This is a genomic window from Reyranella sp., assembly GCF_004297265.1.
GTDB lineage: Bacteria > Pseudomonadota > Alphaproteobacteria > Reyranellales > Reyranellaceae > Reyranella.
In genome coordinates this window covers 133792-151011 of record NZ_SCUT01000003.1, presented here as the reverse complement: position 1 = coordinate 151011, position 17220 = coordinate 133792, and the positions used below count along the sequence as shown (strand labels likewise).

Genomic DNA, 17220 nt, shown 5'->3' with positions numbered 1-17220 from the left:
AGGAACGAGACCATGCGCGCACGCAGCGGCATTTCCATTCTTCTTGGCCTGGTGCTGGCGATCGCCGGCATGGGCGGCGCCTCGGCGCAGCAGACGATCAAGGTCGCCTATACCGATCCGCTCTCGGGTCCCTTCGCCCAGGTGGGCGACGCGAACCTGAAGCAGATGCAGTACATTATCGACTTCATCAACGCCAAGGGCGGCGCGCTCGGCAAGAAGTTCGAGCTCGTGCCGTTCGATAACAAGTCGCAACCATCGGATGCGCTGATCGCGCTGAAGAGCGCGACCGACCAGAACATGCCGTTCATCATGCAGTGCAGCGGCTCCAACATCGCCGCCGCCCTGATCGACGGCGTGAACAAGCACAACGATCGCAACCCCGACAACCGCATCATCTATCTGAACTGCGGTGCGGTGGCGCCGGAGCTGACCAACGAGCAGTGCAGCTTCTGGCACTTCCGCTTCGACCTCCATGCCGCGATGAAGGCCGAGGTGATGGTCCGCGCCCTGCCGAAGGAAACGACCAAGGTCTATCTCATCAACCAGGACTACCTGTTCGGACAGTCCGTGCAGCGCGAGCTCAGGACCTACCTCGCCAAGCTTCGGCCGGACGTGCAGATCGTCGGCGACGAACTCATCCCGCTCGGCAAGATCAAGGACTTCTCGCCCTACATCACGAAGATCAAGGCATCGGGCGCGCAGGCGCTGATGACGGGCAACTGGGGCCCCGACATGAACCTGCTGATCAAGGCTGGTATCGATGCCGGCGCCGACCTGCGCTACTACACTTTCTACGCCCACCTGGCTGGCGGCCCGACGGCGATCGGCGCGGGCGGCGACGGCCGCGTGCTGTCGGTCATGTCCTTCGGCGAGAACGTGGCGCCGGAACTCGGCAACAAGGAGGCCGAGGAATTCACCAAGGGCTTCCGCGACAAGCACAAGTTCGACTTCTCGGCCGCGGGATACCGTACGATCTTCGAGTATCTCCAGGCGGCGGTGAACAAGGCCGGCGCCGTCGACGCCACCAAGATCGCTTTTGCGCTGGAAGGCATGACGATCCGGGATTTCCTGGGTTTCGAGACGACGATGCGCAAGGACGACCATCAGCTCATCAGCGAGTACTTCGTCGGTAGCTTCAAGAAGGGCGTGAAGTATGACGCCGAAAACACCGGCCTCGGCTGGGCGACCGCGGCGACCGTGCTCGCCAAGGACGTCGACCAGCCGAACACCTGCAAGATGAAGCGCCCGCGCTGATCTCCGCCCGGCCGATCATCAAACGCCCACTCCCGATCCGGGAGTGGGCGCCCTCCCACGGCGATCCGGTGCCATGGAAGTCTTCGTCGTCTCGCTCCTGAACGGACTCGTCTACGGCATGCTGCTGTTCATGCTGGCGAGCGGTCTCACGCTCATCCTCAGCATGATGGGTGTGCTGAACTTCGCCCATGCCAGCGCCTATATGCTGGGGGCGTATTTCGCCTACACGATCAGCCTCTATGTCGGCTTCTGGCCCGCCCTCATCGTGGCGCCGGTGTTGTGCGGGCTGGTCGGCGCGGCCATCGAGATGTGGGGCCTGCGGCGGGTGCATCGCCACGGCCACATCGCCGAACTGCTGTTCACGTTCGGCGTCGCGCTCATCATCGAGAAGGCCGTGCAGATGACCTGGGGGCTTCTGCCGGTTCCCTATCGGGTGCCGGAGCTGCTGGATTTCCCGCTGTTCCGCATCTACGGCACGCAGTTTCCGGCGTACCGCGCCTTCATGCTGCTGATCTCGGCACTGATGTTCGGGGCGATCTGGCTCGGGCTGACGCGCACCCGCGTCGGGCTCGTCATCCAGGCGGCGCTCACGCATCCCGACATGGCCTCCGCGCTGGGCCACAACGTGCCGCGCATCTTCACCCTCGTCTTCGCCGCCGGCACCGCGCTGGCGGGGCTCGCCGGCGTGATCGGCGGGAACTACCAGGTCACCGAGCCTGCCATGGCCTTCACCATGGGGCCGATCGTGTTCGTCGTCGTGGTGTTCGGCGGCCTCGGCTCGCTCACGGGCTGCTTCATCGCCTCGATCCTCATGGGTCTCATCCAGACCTTTGCCGTCGTCTTCGACGTATCGCTGGCCGATCTGCTGGCGAAGTTCGGCATCACCGTCACCGCCAGCACGCCCTTCGCGGAGATCCTCACCGTGACCTTGCCGCGAATCGGCGCGCTGTTGCCCTTCCTGATGATGGTGCTGATCCTGGTGTTCCGTCCGCGCGGCCTGATGGGAACGCGTGACACATGAGCCTGCTGCGTCGCAACTGGCTGTGGCTGCTGGCGCTCGTCGTCCTGCTGGCGTTTCCATTCCTGTTCTACGACTGGGCGAAGGGCCGCCATTCCGGATTCGCGCTGACGTTGATGAGCGAGATCGGCGTCATGGCGATCTTCGCGCTGTCCTTCAACATGCTGATGGGCCAGGCCGGGCTGCTCTCGTTCGGCCATGCCGTGCTGTTCGGGCTGGGCGCCTACTGTGCCGCCCATGTCGTCAACCTGGTCAAGGCGGGCACGATCTGGCTGCCGACCGAGCTGGTGCCGCTGGCCGGCGGGCTGGGCGGCCTGTTCTTCGGCTTCGTCCTGGGCTGGCTGGCGACCAAGCAGCGGGCCACCGCTTTTGCCATGATCACCATGGGCCTGGGCGAACTCGTCTCCGCGGCGGCGCTGATGTTCATGGGGTTCTTCGGCGGCGAAGGCGGCATCACCATCGACCGCGTCATGGATACCAGCCTGCTCGGCGTCCGATATACGTCGCCCTGGCAGGTCTACTGCCTCGTCCTCGCCTGGGCCTTCATCGCCGCCGCCCTGATGCGGCTGCAGACCCAGACGCCCCTCGGCCGGATGGCAAACGCCGCGCGCGACAATTTCGAGCGTGCACAGTTCGTCGGCTACGACCCGCGGCGGATCCGGTGGATACAGTTCACCCTGGCGGGTTTCTTCGCCGGCATCGGCGGCGGCCTCTACGTGCTGATCTACGAGATCGTCACCTTCGACACCGTCTCGGCGGCCAAGTCGGCCAATGCCCTGCTGGCCGTCTATATCGGCGGCACCGGGGCGTTCTTCGGACCCATTCTCGGCACCATCGTGGTGGTGTTGCTGCAGAGCGGCGTCAGCCTGCTCAGCAACGCCTGGCTGCTCTATGTCGGTGTGCTGTTCATCGTCATGGTGATGTATGCGCCGATCGGGCTCGTCGGTCTGATCGGCCTGCACGCGCCGATCTGGCGGGCGGGCAGGCTGCGCGAGCTGTTGCTGCCCTATCTGCGGGCCCTGCCGCCGGCCCTGATGGTCCTGCTGGGCTTCGTGCTGCTGGTCGAACTCACGTCCTTCACCACCATTGGCGCCGCACAGGGCAAGCACTTCGCGATCGCCGGCCGGACAATCGACACCACATCGCCGCTACCCTGGGGGATCGCGCTCGTGGCCCTGGGGTTGGGCGCGCTATGGCTGCGCCGCGAGGCGCGCGCGTTCCGCCTGCGATGGGACGCCTTGATGGAAGACGCCAAGCGGCAGGCGGGTGCCTCTTGAGCGCGCCTGCGATCGAGTTGCGAGACGTCCGCAAGAGTTTCGGCCCCACCGAGATCATCCGGGGCGTCAATCTCGCCATCCCCCGCGGGGAGCGCCATGCCGTGATCGGCCCGAACGGCGCGGGCAAGACGACGCTCTTCAACCTGATCTCCGGACGGTTCCCGATCAGTTCCGGCACCATCACCGTCAACGGCAAGTCCACCGCCGGCCTGCCGCCGCAGGAGATCAATCGGCTCGGCCTGTCGCGGAGTTTCCAGATCACCTCGATCTTCCCGCGCATGACGGTGTTCGAGAACATCCGCTGCGGCCTCCTGTGGTCGCGTGGCTATCGCTATTCCTTCTGGCACTTGCTGGGCGGCCAGAAGGCGCTGAATGCCGAGGTCGACCGGCTGCTCGACCGGCTGAAACTCGGCGACCGCCGCAACGTGCAGGCGGGTCTTCTGTCCTATGCCGAGCAGCGGGCGCTCGAGATCGGCATCACCATCGCGGGTGGCGCCGACATCATCCTGCTCGACGAGCCGACCGCCGGCATGAGCCATAGCGAGACCGACGCCGCCGTCGAGCTGATCCGCGGCGTGTCGGAGGGCAAGACGCTGCTCATGGTCGAGCACGACATGAGCGTGGTGTTCGGCCTCGCCGACCGCATCAGCGTGCTGGTCTACGGCGAGGTCATCGCCTCGGACACGCCGGCCGCCATCCGCGGCAACGCCGCCGTGCAAGAGGCCTATCTCGGAACGATCGCGGCATGAGGGCGCCGGCATGATGCTCGAGGTCCGTGACCTGCATGCCCTGTATGGCAAGAGCCACATCCTGCAGGGCGTCGATCTCGCGGTCGACGAGGGCGAGATCGTGAGCCTGCTGGGCCGCAACGGCGTCGGCCGCTCGACCGCCTGCAAGGCGATCATGGGGCTGGTGCCGCCGGTCGGGCAGATCCGCTTCAAGGGCCGATCGATCGCCGGTTTGAGGCCCGACCAGATCGCTCATGCCGGAATAGGCTATGTCCCCGAGGACCGGCAGGTGTTCCCCAGCCTGACCGTGAAGCAGAACCTCGAACTCGGGCTGAAGCGCGCTGGCGTGTTCGGGCGCTGGAAGTTCGACGACGTGTTCGCGCTGTTTCCCAATCTCGGCGAGCGGCGGGACAATCCGGCCGGCGTGCTGTCGGGCGGCGAGCAGCAGATGCTCACCATGTGTCGCACGCTGATGGGCGATCCCGACCTGGTGATCATCGACGAGCCGACCGAGGGGCTGGCGCCCAGGCTGGTCGAGCAGGTCGGCCGGCTGCTCGACGAGATCGCCCGACGCGGCACGGCGATCCTCCTGGTCGAGCAGAAGCTCACCATCGCGCTCAAAATCTCCCATCGCCTCTACGTCATGGGCCACGGACGCATCGTGTTCAGCGGATCTCCCGCCGAACTGACGGCGAATACCGCGATCCGCAAGGAATGGCTGGAGGTCTGATCGACTCTTCGATCGATCTCCCCCGCTAACGCACAGCCTGCAGGCGGCGCACCGACTCCTGGGTCGGGTGGCCGTCGGCCGGCAGGGCCTGCTGCTGCTGGAACAGGCGCAGGGCGGAGCGGGTCTTGGGACCGAGCAGCCCGTCGGCCTCGTCCTTGTAGAGGCCGAGGCGGGCCAGGCGCATTTGCATGTCGATGACGGTGTCGCGCGAGATCGGCGCATCGTCGGCCGGTGCCGGTTGCTGGACCGGCGGGCCGCCCGCGATCTGGCGGGCCAGGATGCCGACCGACAGCGCGTAGAGCGTCGAGCGGTTCCAGTTCATCACAGCCTTGAAGTTCGGATAGATGATGAAGGCCGGACCGCGAAAGCCGGCGGGCAGCAGGATCGAGGCGGCGTCGTCGACGGCGGGCAGGGCGCCACCGTTCATCTTCTTTACGCCCATCGCGGCCCAGGCCTTCACCGGCTTCTCGACCGTGGTGTCGGCCTGTTCGAGCGGGAAGTTCGCCGGCAGCATCACCTCTTCGCTGGACGGCAGGCCGGGCTTGAAGCCGATGCCGCGCAGGAAGTTGGCCGCCGAGGCGAAGGCGTCGGGCAGGCTGTTCCAGATGTCGATCCTGCCGTTGCCGTCACGGTCGACCGCCCATTTGGTGAAGGTCGACGGCATGAACTGCATGTTGCCCATGGCGCCGGCCCACGAGCCGCGCATCTGGTCGCTGGTCATGTGATTCATGTTGAGGATGCGCAGTGCCTGCACCGTCTCGTTGCTGAAGAATTCCCGGCGCTTGGTCATGCAGGCGAGCGTCGCGACGGAGCGCACGACCCGGAAGTCGCCCATGTAGGTCCCGTAGTTCGTCTCGATGCCCCAGAAGGCCATGAGGTACTGCGGCGGGACCCCGTATTCGGCCTGCAGCTGGTCGAGCAGGGCGCGATGCTGCGCCATCTTCTGCTGGCCCTTCTGGATGCGATCGAGCGAGACGGTGCCGCCGACATACTTGGCATAGGTCAGCGAGAATTCGGGCTGGCGGTTGTCGAGATCGACGACCTTCTGGTCGGGTGTCAGGCCCTGGAAGGCGCGATCGATGACCTGCGCCGGCACGCCCTGCTTCAGCGCATCGGCCTTGATGGTGTTCAGGCAGTCGCGAAAGCCGCCATCCTGGGCTTCGGCGGGCGCAGCCCCGAGGAAGACGGGGCCGCAGAGAAGAGCCGTCGTTGCGGCGATAATTCGTGCATTGGGCATGAAGGACATGCCCGGCAGTTTATCACGAGCCGGCGACGGTCAGCCCTTCAATTCTCACGGTCGGGGCGTTGGTCGAGCTCTTGAATTCGAGGTCGTTCGCGGCGGTCATGTTGAGGAACATATCCTTCAGATTGCCGGCGACGGTGATGCCGCTCACCGGCCACGCCAGCTCGCCGTTCTCGATCCAGAAGCCCGAGGCGCCGCGGCTGTAGTCGCCGGTCACGCCGTTGACGCCGAAGCCGATCAGGTCGGTGATGTAGAGGCCGTTCTTGATGTCGCCGATCAGCTCCTTCACCGACAGCTTGCCCTTCTCGAGATAGAAATTCGAGGTGGTGGGCGAGGGCGGGCCCGAAACGCCGCGCGAGGCATGGCCGGTTGGTGCGAGGTTGAGCTGGCGCGCCGCCGCGAGGTCGAGCAGCCACGTGGTCAGCACGCCATCGTCGATCACCGCGCGGCGCGACGTCGCCAAGCCCTCGGCGTCGAACGGCCGGCTGCCCAGGCCGCGCTTGCGCAGCGGGTTGTCGAGGATGCGGATGCCCTCGGCGAAGACGCGCTCGCCCATCCTGTCCTTCAGGAACGAGGTGCCGCGCGCCACTGCGCGGCCGTTGATGGCGCCGGCGAGATGGCCGATCAGCCCGCCCGAGACGCGGCGGTCATAGATCACCGGCACCCGCGCGCTCTGCGCCTTGCGCGGATTGAGACGACGCACCACGAACTTTCCGGCGTTGCGGCCGACCTTGGCGGGCGCCATCAGGTCCTCGAGATGGACGGCGCTGGTCCATTCATAGTCGCGCTCCATGCCCGTGCCTTCGCCGCCGAGCACCGAGCAGGACAGCGAGAAGCCGCTGCGACGGTAGCCGCCGGAGAAGCCGTTGCTGGCCGCCAGCATCACCGAGGTGCGGCCCCAGCCGGCCTCGGCGCCTTCGGAATTGGTGACGCCCTTGACGGCGCGCGCAGCATCCTCGGCCTCGCCCGCCATGGCGAGCAGCTTCTTGGCCGAGGGGCGCGTCTTGTCGTCGAGGTCGAGGTCGGGCCATTTGCGGGCCAGCAGCTCTTCGGGCGCGAGGCCGCAGGTCGGGTCCTCCGGCACCGCGCGCGCCATGTCGACGGCGCGGCTGGCCAGTTCCCGCAGCGAGGCGGGCGCGAAGTCGGTCGAGGAGACGAAGGCCTGGCGCTTGCCCACGAAGACCCGCAGGCCGAGGTCGCGTCCCTCGCTGCTCTCGAGCTTCTCGCGCTTGCCCAGCCGCTGCGCCACCGAGATCGACTCGCCGTTGACGTAGAGGGCGTCGGCCGCATCGGCGCCGAATTCCTTCGCCCACTTCAGCAGGTCGGACAGGAGGTTCGCGTCGGGAGCCCCGGCCGCGCTCTTCTTCGCCGCTTTCCTGGACTTCTTCGCGGACTTCCCGGAGGATTTTTTCTTCGATTTGGCCATGCGGTCGTTCTACGGCGATCCGGCCGTGTCGTCGAGATAGTAGGAAAAGAACAACACGCCGGTCGCGCCGATGCCGAGTGTCCAGAACAGGGCCCGCACGAGATCGGCGAGCATCGCCTGGTCAGGCCACAGGCGGGCCACGGCGTCGCCGGCGAACTGGTGGCCGAGGATGCCGATCATCGCACCCAGCATGAGCGAGAGCGCGGCGTTCCAGACATGACGGACGCCGCGCCGGATCGGGCCCTCCTGCCGCCGCAATGAAGCTGTCGGTTCAGGAGGCAGCATGTGCTTAGTCGCCCGCGTAGGCGATGCCGGCCTCGGTCTCGTTGATCGCGGCATTGACCAGGTTGATGGCTCGGTCGCGATGACCGCCCTTGTTTGGACGCGCCTGGATCAGCTCGGCGCGGGCAGCCTGCAGCGAGCCGAGGGCAGCCTGCATGTTGGGCTGATTGGCGCCGGCGGCGCAGGCGCCGATGACGGCGCCGATCGCGAGGCTGACGGCGGAAATCTTCACGGACGAACTGATCTTCATCTCTCACTCCAAACGGAAACGGGCGGGGAACCCCCCCCGCCCGTGATGCTAATCGTTCGCAATGCCGTCGCGTATGATTATTTCGCGGCGGCGGCCCGGTTTGCGGCCGACGTGACGGCCTTGAGCGAGGCGGCCACGATGTTGGAGTCCATGCCGACGCCCCACAGGACCTTGCCGCCCGCCGTCTCGGCCTCGATGAAGCTGACGGCCTGGGCGTCGGAGCCGGCGCCCGTCGCGTGCTGGTGGTAGTCGCGCACCCGGATCTGGATGCCGCAGTTCTTGCCCAGTGCATCGACATAGCCCGCGATCGGACCGTTGCCGCGGCCCGAGATGGTGGCCGGCTTGCCGTTGAAGGTCACCTTGGCATCGAGAAGCCGCACGTCGGGATGGCTGGAGTCCGGCACCGTCGTGTGGCTGTCGAATTCCACCGGCGAGGTGTTCTCGAGATACTCCTTGCGGAACGTGTCCCAGATCAGCGCCGGCTGGATCTCCTTGCCCGTCTCGTCGGCGATCTGCTGGATGCGCTTGGAGAACTCGACCTGCAGGAGGCGCGGCATGTCGATGCCGTAGTCGCTCTTCAGGATGTAGGCGATGCCGCCCTTGCCTGACTGGCTGTTGATACGGATGATCGCCTCGTAGCTGCGGCCGAGATCGGCCGGGTCGATCGGCAGGTAGGGAACTTCCCAGACCTTGCTGTTCGACGCGTCGAGAGACTTGAAGCCCTTGTTGATCGCATCCTGGTGCGAGCCCGAGAAGGCGGTGAAGACCAGGTCGCCGCCATAGGGATGGCGCGGATGGACGGGCAGCTGGTTGCAGTATTCGACGGTCTGGCGGATCTCGTTGATGTTCGAGAAGTCGATCTCGGGATCCACTCCTTGCGTGAACATGTTGAGGCCGAGCGTGACCAGGTCGACGTTGCCGGTGCGCTCGCCGTTGCCGAACAGGCAGCCCTCGATGCGGTCGGCGCCGGCCATGTAGCCGAGCTCGGCCGCCGCCACGCCGGTGCCGCGGTCGTTGTGCGGATGCAGGCTCAGGATGATCGAGTCCCGGTACTTGAAGTTGCGGTGGCACCATTCGATCTGGTCGGCGTAGACGTTGGCCGACGACATCTCGACCGTGGCCGGCAGGTTGATGATCATCTTCTTCTCGGGCGTCGGCCTGTAGACATCGCCGACGGCGGCGCAGATGTCGCGCGCGAATTCGAGCTCGGTGCCGGTGAAGCTCTCGGGCGAATACTCGAACACCCATTCGGTCTTCGGATCGGCATCGGCCAGCTGCTTGACTAGCTTCGCGCCCGAGACCGCGATGTCGATGATGCCCTGATAGTCGAGGCCGAACACGACCCGTCGCTGCAGGGTAGAGGTCGAGTTGTAGAGATGGACGATGACGCGCCGGGCGCCGCGGCAGGCCTCGAAGGTGCGCTCGATCAACTCCGGGCGGCTCTGCGTCAGCACCTGGATGGTGACGTCGTCGGGGATCATCTTCTTCTCGATGAGCTCGCGCACGAAGTCGAAGTCGGTCTCCGAGGCGGCGGGGAAGCCGACCTCGATCTCCTTGAAGCCCATATCGCAGAGCAGCTTGAACATCCGCGTCTTGCGGTCGGAGTCCATCGGCTCGATCAGCGCCTGGTTGCCGTCGCGCAGGTCGACCGCGCACCAGATCGGCGGCTTGGTGATGACTGCGTTCGGCCACTTGCGGTCGGGGAGGGGCACCGGCTTGAAGGGCACGTACTTCTCGGCCGCGATCGGCATCATGGGCTTCTGGGGATTTTGGGATGACATGACGTAGCTCCTCGCGCCGCGCACGGGCCGTATGGCTCAAACGAACACTGCGATGGATGGATTGGAGGCGGCGACTGGTTGGGTGAACAGAGACGAACGACAAGTGATCCGCAGGGCCCTTCCGGTTTCCCGGTCGGGCGGCGGATCAGCCAATAAGTCGTAGCGTCATCAGTCGCAGCATGTTGGGCGCGACAATCGTCGATTTGGTCCCGCCCGTCAACCCGGCTTCTCAGAGGAAGCTGGCTTCAGCGGATCACCGCAAGGGAACGTCGACCCCGATGCTCAGATTTCCGCCGCGCGGATAGGCCGGACCATAGACCGGTGCGTAGGCGACCGGCGGGGCATAGACCGGGGCAGGATAGACCATGACGGGACGCGGTGCATAGTAGACCGGCCGTGCGGGCTTCACGACGATTACCTCTGGCTCGTAGTAGTAGTGGTGATGCTTGTGGTGACCACGGCCCTTCTTCCAGTCGCCGGCCATCGCGGCGGAGGCGGTGAGCATGACCGCACCCGCGACCGCGAGCGACCCAGCCAGACGCAAGACCTCGAAATTCATTTGGCTCTCCTTTGCTGCAGGATGAAACGCCTGCAGGAGAGCGATGTTGCCAGTGAATTCGCCCTCGGCGGGTGACCAACTTGTGGTAAGCGGGACCCTTGAAACGGAGGAAATTCAAGATGGCAGGTCCGTTGGACGGCGTTCGCATTCTCGATTGCACGACCGTTGTGCTGGGTCCATGGGCGGCGCAGCAATTGGGCGATTTGGGGGCGGACGTCATCAAGATCGAGCCGCCGGAAGGCGACACGACGCGCGTGCTGGGGCCGGCGCGCAATCCCGGCATGGCGGCCTTCTATCTTGGCTGCAACCGCTCCAAGCGCTCGATCGTGCTCGACCTCAAGCAGGAGGCCGGCCGCAACGCGCTGTTCAAGCTCGCCGAGACCGCCGACGTCATCATGCATAACTACCGGCCCGAGCCGGCCAAGCGCCTGGGCGTCGAGTACGAGAAGTTCGAGAAGATCAATCCGCGCATCGTTTATGTCGCGACCTACGGCTATCGCTCGGCCGGCCCGCTGGGCCCGAAGGCGGCCTATGACGACATCATCCAGGCCGGCTCCGGCCTCGCGGCGCTGCAGACCGTCGTGGCGGGCCAGCCGCGCTTCCTGCCGACCATCGTGGCCGACAAGACGAGTTCCAACGGCGTCGTCTCGGCGCTGCTCGCCGCGCTGTTCGCGCGCGAGCGCACCGGCAAGGGCCAGGCGGTCGAAGTGCCGATGTACGAGACGCTGGTTTCCTTCGTGATGGTCGAGCATCTCTACGGCGAGACCTTCAAGCCGGCACTCGACACGCCGGGCTACAAGCGCGTGCTCAACAAGGAGCGGCGTCCCTATCCGTCGAAGGACGGCTATTTTGCACTGCTGCCCTATACCGACGGTCACTGGCGTGAGTTCTGCACCCTCGTGGGACGCGAGGATCTCGCGAAGGACGAGCGGTTCCAGGGCATGGCCAACCGCCTGAAGAACGTCGAGCAATACTATTCGACCCTGGCGGGCCTGTGCGCCGAGCGCACCAACGCCGAATGGGTGGAACTGCTCAAGAATTCCAACGTGCCGCACGGGCCGGTGAATACGCTCGACGACCTGTTCGTCGATCCGCAGCTCGAGGCCACCGGCTTCTGGAAGGAAGTCGAGCATCCGACCGAGGGCAAGTTGCGCATGCCTGACATCCCGCCGCGCTTCAGCAAGACCCAGCCCGAGATCACGCGCCTGCAGCCGCGACTGGGCGAGCACAGCGTCGAGGTCCTGCAGGAGGCCGGCTTTACGCAGGGCGAGATCGACGCCATGCTCAAGTCGGGCGCGACCAGGACGGCCTAGAACAGCCGCCTCGACAAAGGGTCGCCGCCCATTGGGGAGACGACCATGATTTTGCGGACGACGCGGCGTGACCTGCTGCGTTACGGATCACTCTCGGCGCTCGCGGCGCTGCCGGCGCCGGCCATCGCGCAGGCCTGGCCGTCCAGACCGATCAAGATCGTCTGTACCTATCCGGCGGGCGGCCTCACCGACATCTTCGCCCGCGCCTATGGCGAGTACGTGGCCGAGAAGACCGGCCAGCCAGTGATCGTCGAGAACAAGGCCGGCGCCGCCGGTGCGATCGGCGCGGAGATCGTCAAGCAGTCGCCGCCCGACGGCTACACGCTGATGTTCACCAATTCGACGACGATGGTGCAGAACAAGGCGCTGTTCAAGAAGCTGCCCTACGACCCCGACAGGGACTTCGCCCTGGTCGCCTGGTTCAACACCGGCCACCTGCCGACGATGGTGAACAAGGACATCCCGGTGAAGAACGTCGCCGAGTTCGCGGCCTGGGCGCGGGACAGGAAGGTCTCGCTCGCCACGTACGGTATCGGCTCCTTCGCCCACATCGTCACCGAGACGCTGAACCGCCATTACGGGCTCAGGATGGAGGCGGTGCATTATCGCGGCGAGGCGCTGATGTGGCAGGACGTTGCTTCGGGCGCCGCCCAGGGTGCGACCGGCAGCTACGCTTCGGGCGCGTCGGTGCTGCAGGCGAGCAGCGTGAAGCCGATTGCGGTGCCGACCATGGTGCGGATGAAGAAGCTGCCCGACGTCCCGACCTTCTACGAGCAGGGCCTCACCGAGAAGGCGTTCCAGATCCGCGGCTGGGTCGGCTGCGCGGCACCCGCCGGCACGCCGCCCGAGGTTGTGCGGAAGCTCTCGGCCCTAATGGTCGAGGCCGGCAAGACCGATCGTGTCCAGAAGGTCAACGACACCTTTGCCATCGACGAGGGCGCGCGAGACGCAGCCTACTTCCGCCAGGTTCTCGACGAGGAAGGCCCGGTCTCGCTCGAGGTGATCAGGAGCCTGGGAATCGAGCCTCAATAGGCTGATCGCACTGCGGTGTGGGCTTTACGCAGTGCGAAATCGCGGCCATGCTTCTTCGAGGCGTGCCCGAGACGGCCCCGACCGTCATAAAAATATCGCGCCGTAGGGAGGCAATCGATGATCGTGCGTGCGTCGCGACGTGATGTGCTGCGTTATGGCTCTGCCACTGCGGTTGCAGCGGCACTGCCGGCTCCTGCCATCGGCCAGGGAGCCTGGCCTAACAAACCCATCCGCATTGTCTGCGGTTATCCGGCGGGCGGTCTCACCGACACCTTTGCCCGCGTTTACGGCGAGTACATCTCGCAGAAGACCGGCCAGCCGGTGTCGGTCGAGAACAAGACCGGCGCCAGCGGCGCCATCGCGGCTGAGCAAGTGAAGTCGGCGGCGCCCGACGGCTACACGCTGATGTGGACGATCTCGACCACCATGATCATGAACAAGGTGCTGTTCAAGAAACTGCCCTACGATCCGGACAAGGACTTCGTCCTGATCTCGTGGATGGATGCCGGCCACCTGCCCCTGATCGTGAACAGCAAGCTGCCGGTGAAGAACCTTGCGGAACTCGCCGACTATGCCCGCGCCAACAAGACCAGCCTCGGCACCTACGGCGCCGGCTCCTACAGCCATGTCGCCGTCGAGGCGCTGAACCGCCATTACAAGCTCGGCATGGAAGCGGTGCATTATCGTGGCGAGGCGCCGATGTGGCAGGACGTGGCCTCGGGGGCGGTGCAGGGCGGCAGCGGCAGCGTCGCCGCCGCCACCGGCGTGCTGCAGTCGGGCAACGGCCGGCCCATCGCCGTGCCGACCATGGAGCGCATGAAGAAGCTTCCCGACGTCCCCACCTTCTACGAGCAGGGCGTCACCGACAAGGCGTTCCAGGTTCAGGGCTGGATCGGCCTGGTCGGCCCCGCAGGCATGCCCAAGGAGATCGTGCAGAAGCTCTCGGACATGATGGTCGAGGGCGGCAAGAGCGAGCGTATCCAGAAGATCCTCGCCACCTTCGGCATCGACAATGCCGCCCGCGACCACGTCTTCTTCGAGAAGATCGTGGCCGAGCAGGGGCCGATCTGGATCGACCTGGTGAAGGGCCTGAACATCGAGCCTCAGTAGCCGCAGTTACCGGGAAGAAAGGCACTCGGGCGGGTTGTTCTCGCCCGACTCACGTCAGCAATCGAAATTGAGTAGGATTGCATTGCTTTGCGATTGCGTCTTTGCACGCAAAAATTGTACGAGTAGGTCAACTGAAGGTGGCGAGTCGCGTCAGCGACCGTACGGAAAGGAACCTGTCTCTGCATGGCTCTCGACGTCTATGTCGGGTCGCTTACGCGATATTATGCCGGTGCCTGGGAAAATATCGTCGAGAAAGCAGCGCGTGCGCGGGGCGCGCCGCATCGCGTTCGGTCAGCCAAGCCGACCGACGAGGGAAAGAGCCAGGATCGTATCCGTCCGCGGGTGCTCGCCTGGCGCGCCGCACTCGCGAAGGCGCTGGGCGATCGTCTTTCCGCGCCGCTCGATTGGGACGAGACGCAGGCGGCGCCCTGGTACACCCATCGCCCCGGTTGGGACGGATTCGGGTCGCTCGTCCTGTGGGCGGCCTATGCCGAACATCCGGCCTTGCGGTTGCCTGAAACCCTGCCGGAGGAATGGGACCACGACCTCGCGCTGACGCGGTCGACCACGGCGGGCTTCCGCTCGCGCTATTCCCATCTGGTCCGCAACGTGGAGATGTGGCTGCCGGTCGCCTTCGAGATCACCTTCGAGGGCGAGGATGTCGAGGGCCGGCGGGTCGTCATGGGCTCCGTGACGACGCTGCGCCGCCAGCTCGCCGACCTGAATGCCGCAACCTGGAAGGCCTCGGCTGCCGATGTGGCGGCGTGGGGACGGGTTGTGACCGAGGAAGGAACTGTGGAAGAGCGCGCTCGCTTTGCCTTTGCGGTCCTGACGGAGCTGGCTGAGCGGGCGCAGGCAGAGCGCCTGCCGATGAAGCTCGATCACTAAAGGAAAACGCCCGCGGTCGAGCCGCGGGCGTCTTCGTCGAACAGGCCCTGTCCGGAAGTCTCAGGCTGCGCTGGGCGCCGGCGGGGTCTCGGGCGCCGGGCGGTTGCGGCGGTCGGCCATGAACTGGTCGAACTCGGCGCGGTCCTTGGCGGCGCGCAGCTTGTCGAGGAAGTCGCGGAACTCGCGCTGCTCCTCGTCGAGGCGGTTCAGTGTCTCCTCGCGATATTCGTCGAAGGCGACGTTGCCACTGCTGTTGCGGCGGCTCCAGCCGGAGCGGCGCTTCCAGCTGCGGAATTCCTCACGGCACGAGCGGCCGTCCGGCATGTTCCAGTGACCGTAGCGCTTCGAGCAAAACATGCGTCCACTCCCTTTGAGATAGATGAGAAGGGCCAGGCCGACCGGCCAGAACAGGATGAAGCTCAGCACCATCAGCGCGATCCACGCCGGCTTGCCGAGGTCGTCTATTTTTTCGATCAGGCCCATTTGGGAGCCCCCTTTTGCTGATGTTAACGATGTGAATGTTAACGACATTTACATTGGGGTCGGCGACCCGGGGAGTCAAGGGCTCGCGCAAAACTTTCAGCGCGAAGCGGGAAAACCAAGTCCCTGCATGTAGATGAGCACTTCCGACTCGAGGAGTTCCTCGGCCGACATGGGTAGCGGCCGGCGGCCGGAATCGCCGCGGCCGAACAGGGAGGCGATGCCGTGCGCCATCGACCAGATGTGCAGGCTCATCATCAGTGCCGGCGGGCGCCCGGCGGCCGGGAGCAGGACGACGAGCTGGTCGGCAGCGGCGCGCAGCACGGCAAAGGCGCGTTCCGACGCGGCCCGCAATTCGGGGTTGGAATCGGGTGAGATGCCGGATTCGAACATGGCGGCATAGTAGGCGGGCTCGGACCGCGCGAAGCTGAGATAGGCCCTTCCGATATTGTGGAAGGCCGTGACCGGATCGGGCTTGCCGCTGGCCCAGCCGGTCGAAAGCATCGCGGCGAAACGCTCGAAACCTTCGCGCGCCACGTCGGCCATCAGCGCGTCGCGGTCGCGGAAATGGCGGTACGGCGCGGCGGGGCTCACGCCGGCGGAGCGCGCGGCATCGGCGAAGGTGAAGCCTGCCGGTCCCTTTTCCTTGATGAGTTCGCGGGCGGCCTTGATCAGCGCCTCGCGCAGACTGCCGTGGTGGTACTTCCGCTCCTCACGGTCGTTGCGCTTCCAGCTCATGTTAAGCCAGTTTACATTAAAGCCCCCGCCTGCAACAGCCATGGGATATGCGGAGATGGGCCGTGTTGCGGCCGGCCGGATGTTTCTACGCTCTGCCTGCGCGAAGACGAGGGCGGGGCTCCCATGCACCATGGCGACGTGTCACCGGAGATTGCGGCGGGCCTGCTGGCCCTGAAGAAGCGAATCGATGCCGCGAAGATTCCACCCTCGAAGCTCGACGAGACGATCAACGTCGCAGTCTGGAACATCCGCGAATTCGGCAAGAAGCGGCGCACGGTGGCGGCGCTGCATTACATCGCCGAGATCCTCGGTCAGTTCGACCTGATCGCGCTGGTCGAGCTGCGCGACAATCTCGACGATTTCGGCAGGGTCTGCCAGTTCCTGGGGTCGAGCTGGGACCTCGTCTATTCGGACTGGATGTCCGATGCCGGCGGCAACCGCGAGCGCACCGGCTTTCTCTACGATCGCCGCGCCGTCACCTTCAACGGGCTGGCGGCCGAGGTCGATGCGCCGCGCGCCAAAAAGGACACCGAGTATCTCGCCGCGCAGTCATTCTGGCGCGCGCCCTATATGTGCTCGTTCCGCGCCGGCAACTTCGACTTCATCGCCATCGCCACCCATACGCGCTGGGGCGACAGTCTCGAAGGCCGCGAGGCCGAACTCGGCATGCTGGCCGACTGGATCGACGCGCGGCAGAAGGACAAGTCGGTCGAGGATCACGACCTGATCGTGATGGGCGACTTCAACACACCGAGCCTCGACGACAAGACCTTCAGGGCGCTGACGCGCCGCGGCCTGCAGGTGCCCGACTCGCTGCTCGAGCTCAAGGCGGGCGACGTGGCGGTGAAGGGCTCCAATCTCGGCAAGACGATGCGCTACGACCAGATCCTCCACCTGCCGACGGCGAAGAAGCGCTTCACCAACTTCGGCGGCACGCTCGACTTCCATGTCTCCGATGCGTCGATCAAGCAGCTCTTCCCGGGGCAGGAGATGACGCGCACCCAGTTCACCTACCAGCTCTCCGACCATTTCCCGGTCTGGGTACAGATCAAGACCGACATCGATGGCGAGCGCCTCACGCAGATCGTGCAGAACGCGAAGAAGGGCTGAC

18 protein-coding genes are annotated in these 17220 nt (G+C 65.5%); 10 read left to right on the top strand and 8 right to left on the bottom strand.

Going from position 1 to position 17220, the window contains the following annotated elements:
- Positions 1-12: 12 nt before the first annotated feature.
- The 5 genes from EPO41_RS01005 (at position 13) to EPO41_RS00985 (ending at position 5007) form a co-directional block, all read left to right on the top strand.
- Positions 13-1254: a branched-chain amino acid ABC transporter substrate-binding protein gene (locus EPO41_RS01005; RefSeq protein ID WP_296319304.1), complete on the top strand. Its 1242-nt coding sequence runs from the start codon at positions 13-15 to the stop codon at positions 1252-1254.
- Between the two features lie 73 nt (positions 1255-1327).
- Positions 1328-2275, top strand: a complete 948-nt coding sequence (locus EPO41_RS01000) for a branched-chain amino acid ABC transporter permease (protein WP_296319302.1) — start codon at positions 1328-1330, stop codon at positions 2273-2275.
- Positions 2272-3549: a branched-chain amino acid ABC transporter permease gene (locus tag EPO41_RS00995; RefSeq protein ID WP_296319301.1), complete on the top strand. Its 1278-nt coding sequence runs from the start codon at positions 2272-2274 to the stop codon at positions 3547-3549. Before EPO41_RS01000 ends, EPO41_RS00995 begins: the two co-directional genes overlap by 4 nt.
- Positions 3546-4298 carry an ABC transporter ATP-binding protein gene (locus tag EPO41_RS00990; protein ID WP_296319300.1) on the top strand — a complete coding sequence of 251 codons (753 nt, stop codon included), beginning with the start codon at positions 3546-3548 and terminating at the stop codon, positions 4296-4298. Before EPO41_RS00995 ends, EPO41_RS00990 begins: the two co-directional genes overlap by 4 nt.
- A 13-nt stretch (positions 4299-4311) precedes the next feature.
- Positions 4312-5007 (top strand): ABC transporter ATP-binding protein, encoded by a 696-nt coding sequence (locus EPO41_RS00985; RefSeq protein WP_296319545.1) that lies wholly within the window; start codon positions 4312-4314, stop codon positions 5005-5007.
- 25 nt (positions 5008-5032) lie between these two features.
- On the opposite strand, the gene EPO41_RS00980 is transcribed toward EPO41_RS00985, so the two are convergent.
- The 6 genes from EPO41_RS00980 to EPO41_RS00955 form a co-directional block, all read right to left on the bottom strand.
- Entirely contained in the window at positions 5033-6253 is a 1221-nt protein-coding gene (locus EPO41_RS00980) for a lytic murein transglycosylase (RefSeq protein WP_296319298.1), read from the bottom strand.
- A 13-nt stretch (positions 6254-6266) separates the two neighbouring features.
- Positions 6267-7676: a TldD/PmbA family protein gene (locus EPO41_RS00975; RefSeq protein ID WP_296319296.1), complete on the bottom strand. Its 1410-nt coding sequence runs from the start codon at positions 7674-7676 to the stop codon at positions 6267-6269.
- 9 nt (positions 7677-7685) lie between these two features.
- Entirely contained in the window at positions 7686-7961 is a 276-nt protein-coding gene (locus tag EPO41_RS00970) for a hypothetical protein (protein ID WP_296319294.1), read from the bottom strand.
- A 4-nt stretch (positions 7962-7965) separates the two neighbouring features.
- Positions 7966-8208 (bottom strand): hypothetical protein, encoded by a 243-nt coding sequence (locus tag EPO41_RS00965; protein WP_296319293.1) that lies wholly within the window; start codon positions 8206-8208, stop codon positions 7966-7968.
- A gap of 77 nt (positions 8209-8285) precedes the next feature.
- Complete coding sequence (leuA, locus tag EPO41_RS00960) at positions 8286-9989, bottom strand: 2-isopropylmalate synthase (RefSeq protein WP_296319291.1); 1704 nt, start codon at positions 9987-9989, stop codon at positions 8286-8288.
- A gap of 253 nt (positions 9990-10242) precedes the next feature.
- A complete protein-coding gene (locus tag EPO41_RS00955; RefSeq protein WP_296319289.1) occupies positions 10243-10548 on the bottom strand; it encodes a hypothetical protein in 306 nt (101 codons plus the stop codon).
- A gap of 119 nt (positions 10549-10667) precedes the next feature.
- Between EPO41_RS00955 and EPO41_RS00950 the strand changes: the two genes are divergently transcribed.
- The 4 genes from EPO41_RS00950 (at position 10668) to EPO41_RS00935 (ending at position 14891) form a co-directional block, all read left to right on the top strand.
- On the top strand, positions 10668-11861 hold the full coding sequence (locus tag EPO41_RS00950) for a CoA transferase (RefSeq protein WP_296319287.1): 1194 nt from the start codon (positions 10668-10670) through the stop codon (positions 11859-11861).
- Positions 11862-11906: 45 nt separating this feature from the next.
- Entirely contained in the window at positions 11907-12893 is a 987-nt protein-coding gene (locus EPO41_RS00945) for a tripartite tricarboxylate transporter substrate binding protein (RefSeq protein WP_296319285.1), read from the top strand.
- A gap of 117 nt (positions 12894-13010) precedes the next feature.
- Positions 13011-14003 (top strand): tripartite tricarboxylate transporter substrate binding protein, encoded by a 993-nt coding sequence (locus tag EPO41_RS00940; RefSeq protein WP_296319283.1) that lies wholly within the window; start codon positions 13011-13013, stop codon positions 14001-14003.
- Positions 14004-14186: 183 nt separating this feature from the next.
- Positions 14187-14891, top strand: coding sequence for a hypothetical protein (locus EPO41_RS00935; RefSeq protein WP_296319281.1), 705 nt, complete (start codon positions 14187-14189; stop codon positions 14889-14891).
- 60 nt (positions 14892-14951) lie between these two features.
- Here the strand turns inward: EPO41_RS00935 and EPO41_RS00930 are convergent, their stop codons facing one another.
- On the bottom strand, positions 14952-15374 hold the full coding sequence (locus EPO41_RS00930) for a DUF2852 domain-containing protein (protein ID WP_296319279.1): 423 nt from the start codon (positions 15372-15374) through the stop codon (positions 14952-14954).
- Positions 15375-15470: 96 nt separating this feature from the next.
- Positions 15471-16109 carry a TetR/AcrR family transcriptional regulator gene (locus EPO41_RS00925; RefSeq protein ID WP_296319278.1) on the bottom strand — a complete coding sequence of 213 codons (639 nt, stop codon included), beginning with the start codon at positions 16107-16109 and terminating at the stop codon, positions 15471-15473.
- Between the two features lie 138 nt (positions 16110-16247).
- Between EPO41_RS00925 and EPO41_RS00920 the strand changes: the two genes are divergently transcribed.
- A complete protein-coding gene (locus tag EPO41_RS00920; protein WP_296319276.1) occupies positions 16248-17219 on the top strand; it encodes an endonuclease/exonuclease/phosphatase family protein in 972 nt (323 codons plus the stop codon).
- Position 17220 lies beyond the last annotated feature (1 nt).

Excerpts from the sequence above, each read along its gene's own strand:
- EPO41_RS01005 (WP_296319304.1), top strand. The coding sequence starts at position 13 with ATGCGCGCACGCAGCGGCATTTCCATTCTTCTTGGCCTGGTGCTGGCG.
- EPO41_RS01000 (WP_296319302.1), top strand. The coding sequence starts at position 1,328 with ATGGAAGTCTTCGTCGTCTCGCTCCTGAACGGACTCGTCTACGGCATG.
- EPO41_RS00995 (WP_296319301.1), top strand. The coding sequence starts at position 2,272 with ATGAGCCTGCTGCGTCGCAACTGGCTGTGGCTGCTGGCGCTCGTCGTC.
- EPO41_RS00985 (WP_296319545.1), top strand. The coding sequence starts at position 4,312 with ATGCTCGAGGTCCGTGACCTGCATGCCCTGTATGGCAAGAGCCACATC.
- EPO41_RS00980 (WP_296319298.1), bottom strand. The coding sequence starts at position 6,253 with ATGTCCTTCATGCCCAATGCACGAATTATCGCCGCAACGACGGCTCTT.
- EPO41_RS00975 (WP_296319296.1), bottom strand. The coding sequence starts at position 7,676 with ATGGCCAAATCGAAGAAAAAATCCTCCGGGAAGTCCGCGAAGAAGTCC.
- EPO41_RS00970 (WP_296319294.1), bottom strand. The coding sequence starts at position 7,961 with ATGCTGCCTCCTGAACCGACAGCTTCATTGCGGCGGCAGGAGGGCCCG.
- EPO41_RS00965 (WP_296319293.1), bottom strand. The coding sequence starts at position 8,208 with ATGAAGATCAGTTCGTCCGTGAAGATTTCCGCCGTCAGCCTCGCGATC.
- leuA (WP_296319291.1), bottom strand. The coding sequence starts at position 9,989 with ATGTCATCCCAAAATCCCCAGAAGCCCATGATGCCGATCGCGGCCGAG.
- EPO41_RS00955 (WP_296319289.1), bottom strand. The coding sequence starts at position 10,548 with ATGAATTTCGAGGTCTTGCGTCTGGCTGGGTCGCTCGCGGTCGCGGGT.
- EPO41_RS00950 (WP_296319287.1), top strand. The coding sequence starts at position 10,668 with ATGGCAGGTCCGTTGGACGGCGTTCGCATTCTCGATTGCACGACCGTT.
- EPO41_RS00945 (WP_296319285.1), top strand. The coding sequence starts at position 11,907 with ATGATTTTGCGGACGACGCGGCGTGACCTGCTGCGTTACGGATCACTC.
- EPO41_RS00940 (WP_296319283.1), top strand. The coding sequence starts at position 13,011 with ATGATCGTGCGTGCGTCGCGACGTGATGTGCTGCGTTATGGCTCTGCC.
- EPO41_RS00935 (WP_296319281.1), top strand. The coding sequence starts at position 14,187 with ATGGCTCTCGACGTCTATGTCGGGTCGCTTACGCGATATTATGCCGGT.
- EPO41_RS00930 (WP_296319279.1), bottom strand. The coding sequence starts at position 15,374 with ATGGGCCTGATCGAAAAAATAGACGACCTCGGCAAGCCGGCGTGGATC.
- EPO41_RS00925 (WP_296319278.1), bottom strand. The coding sequence starts at position 16,109 with ATGAGCTGGAAGCGCAACGACCGTGAGGAGCGGAAGTACCACCACGGC.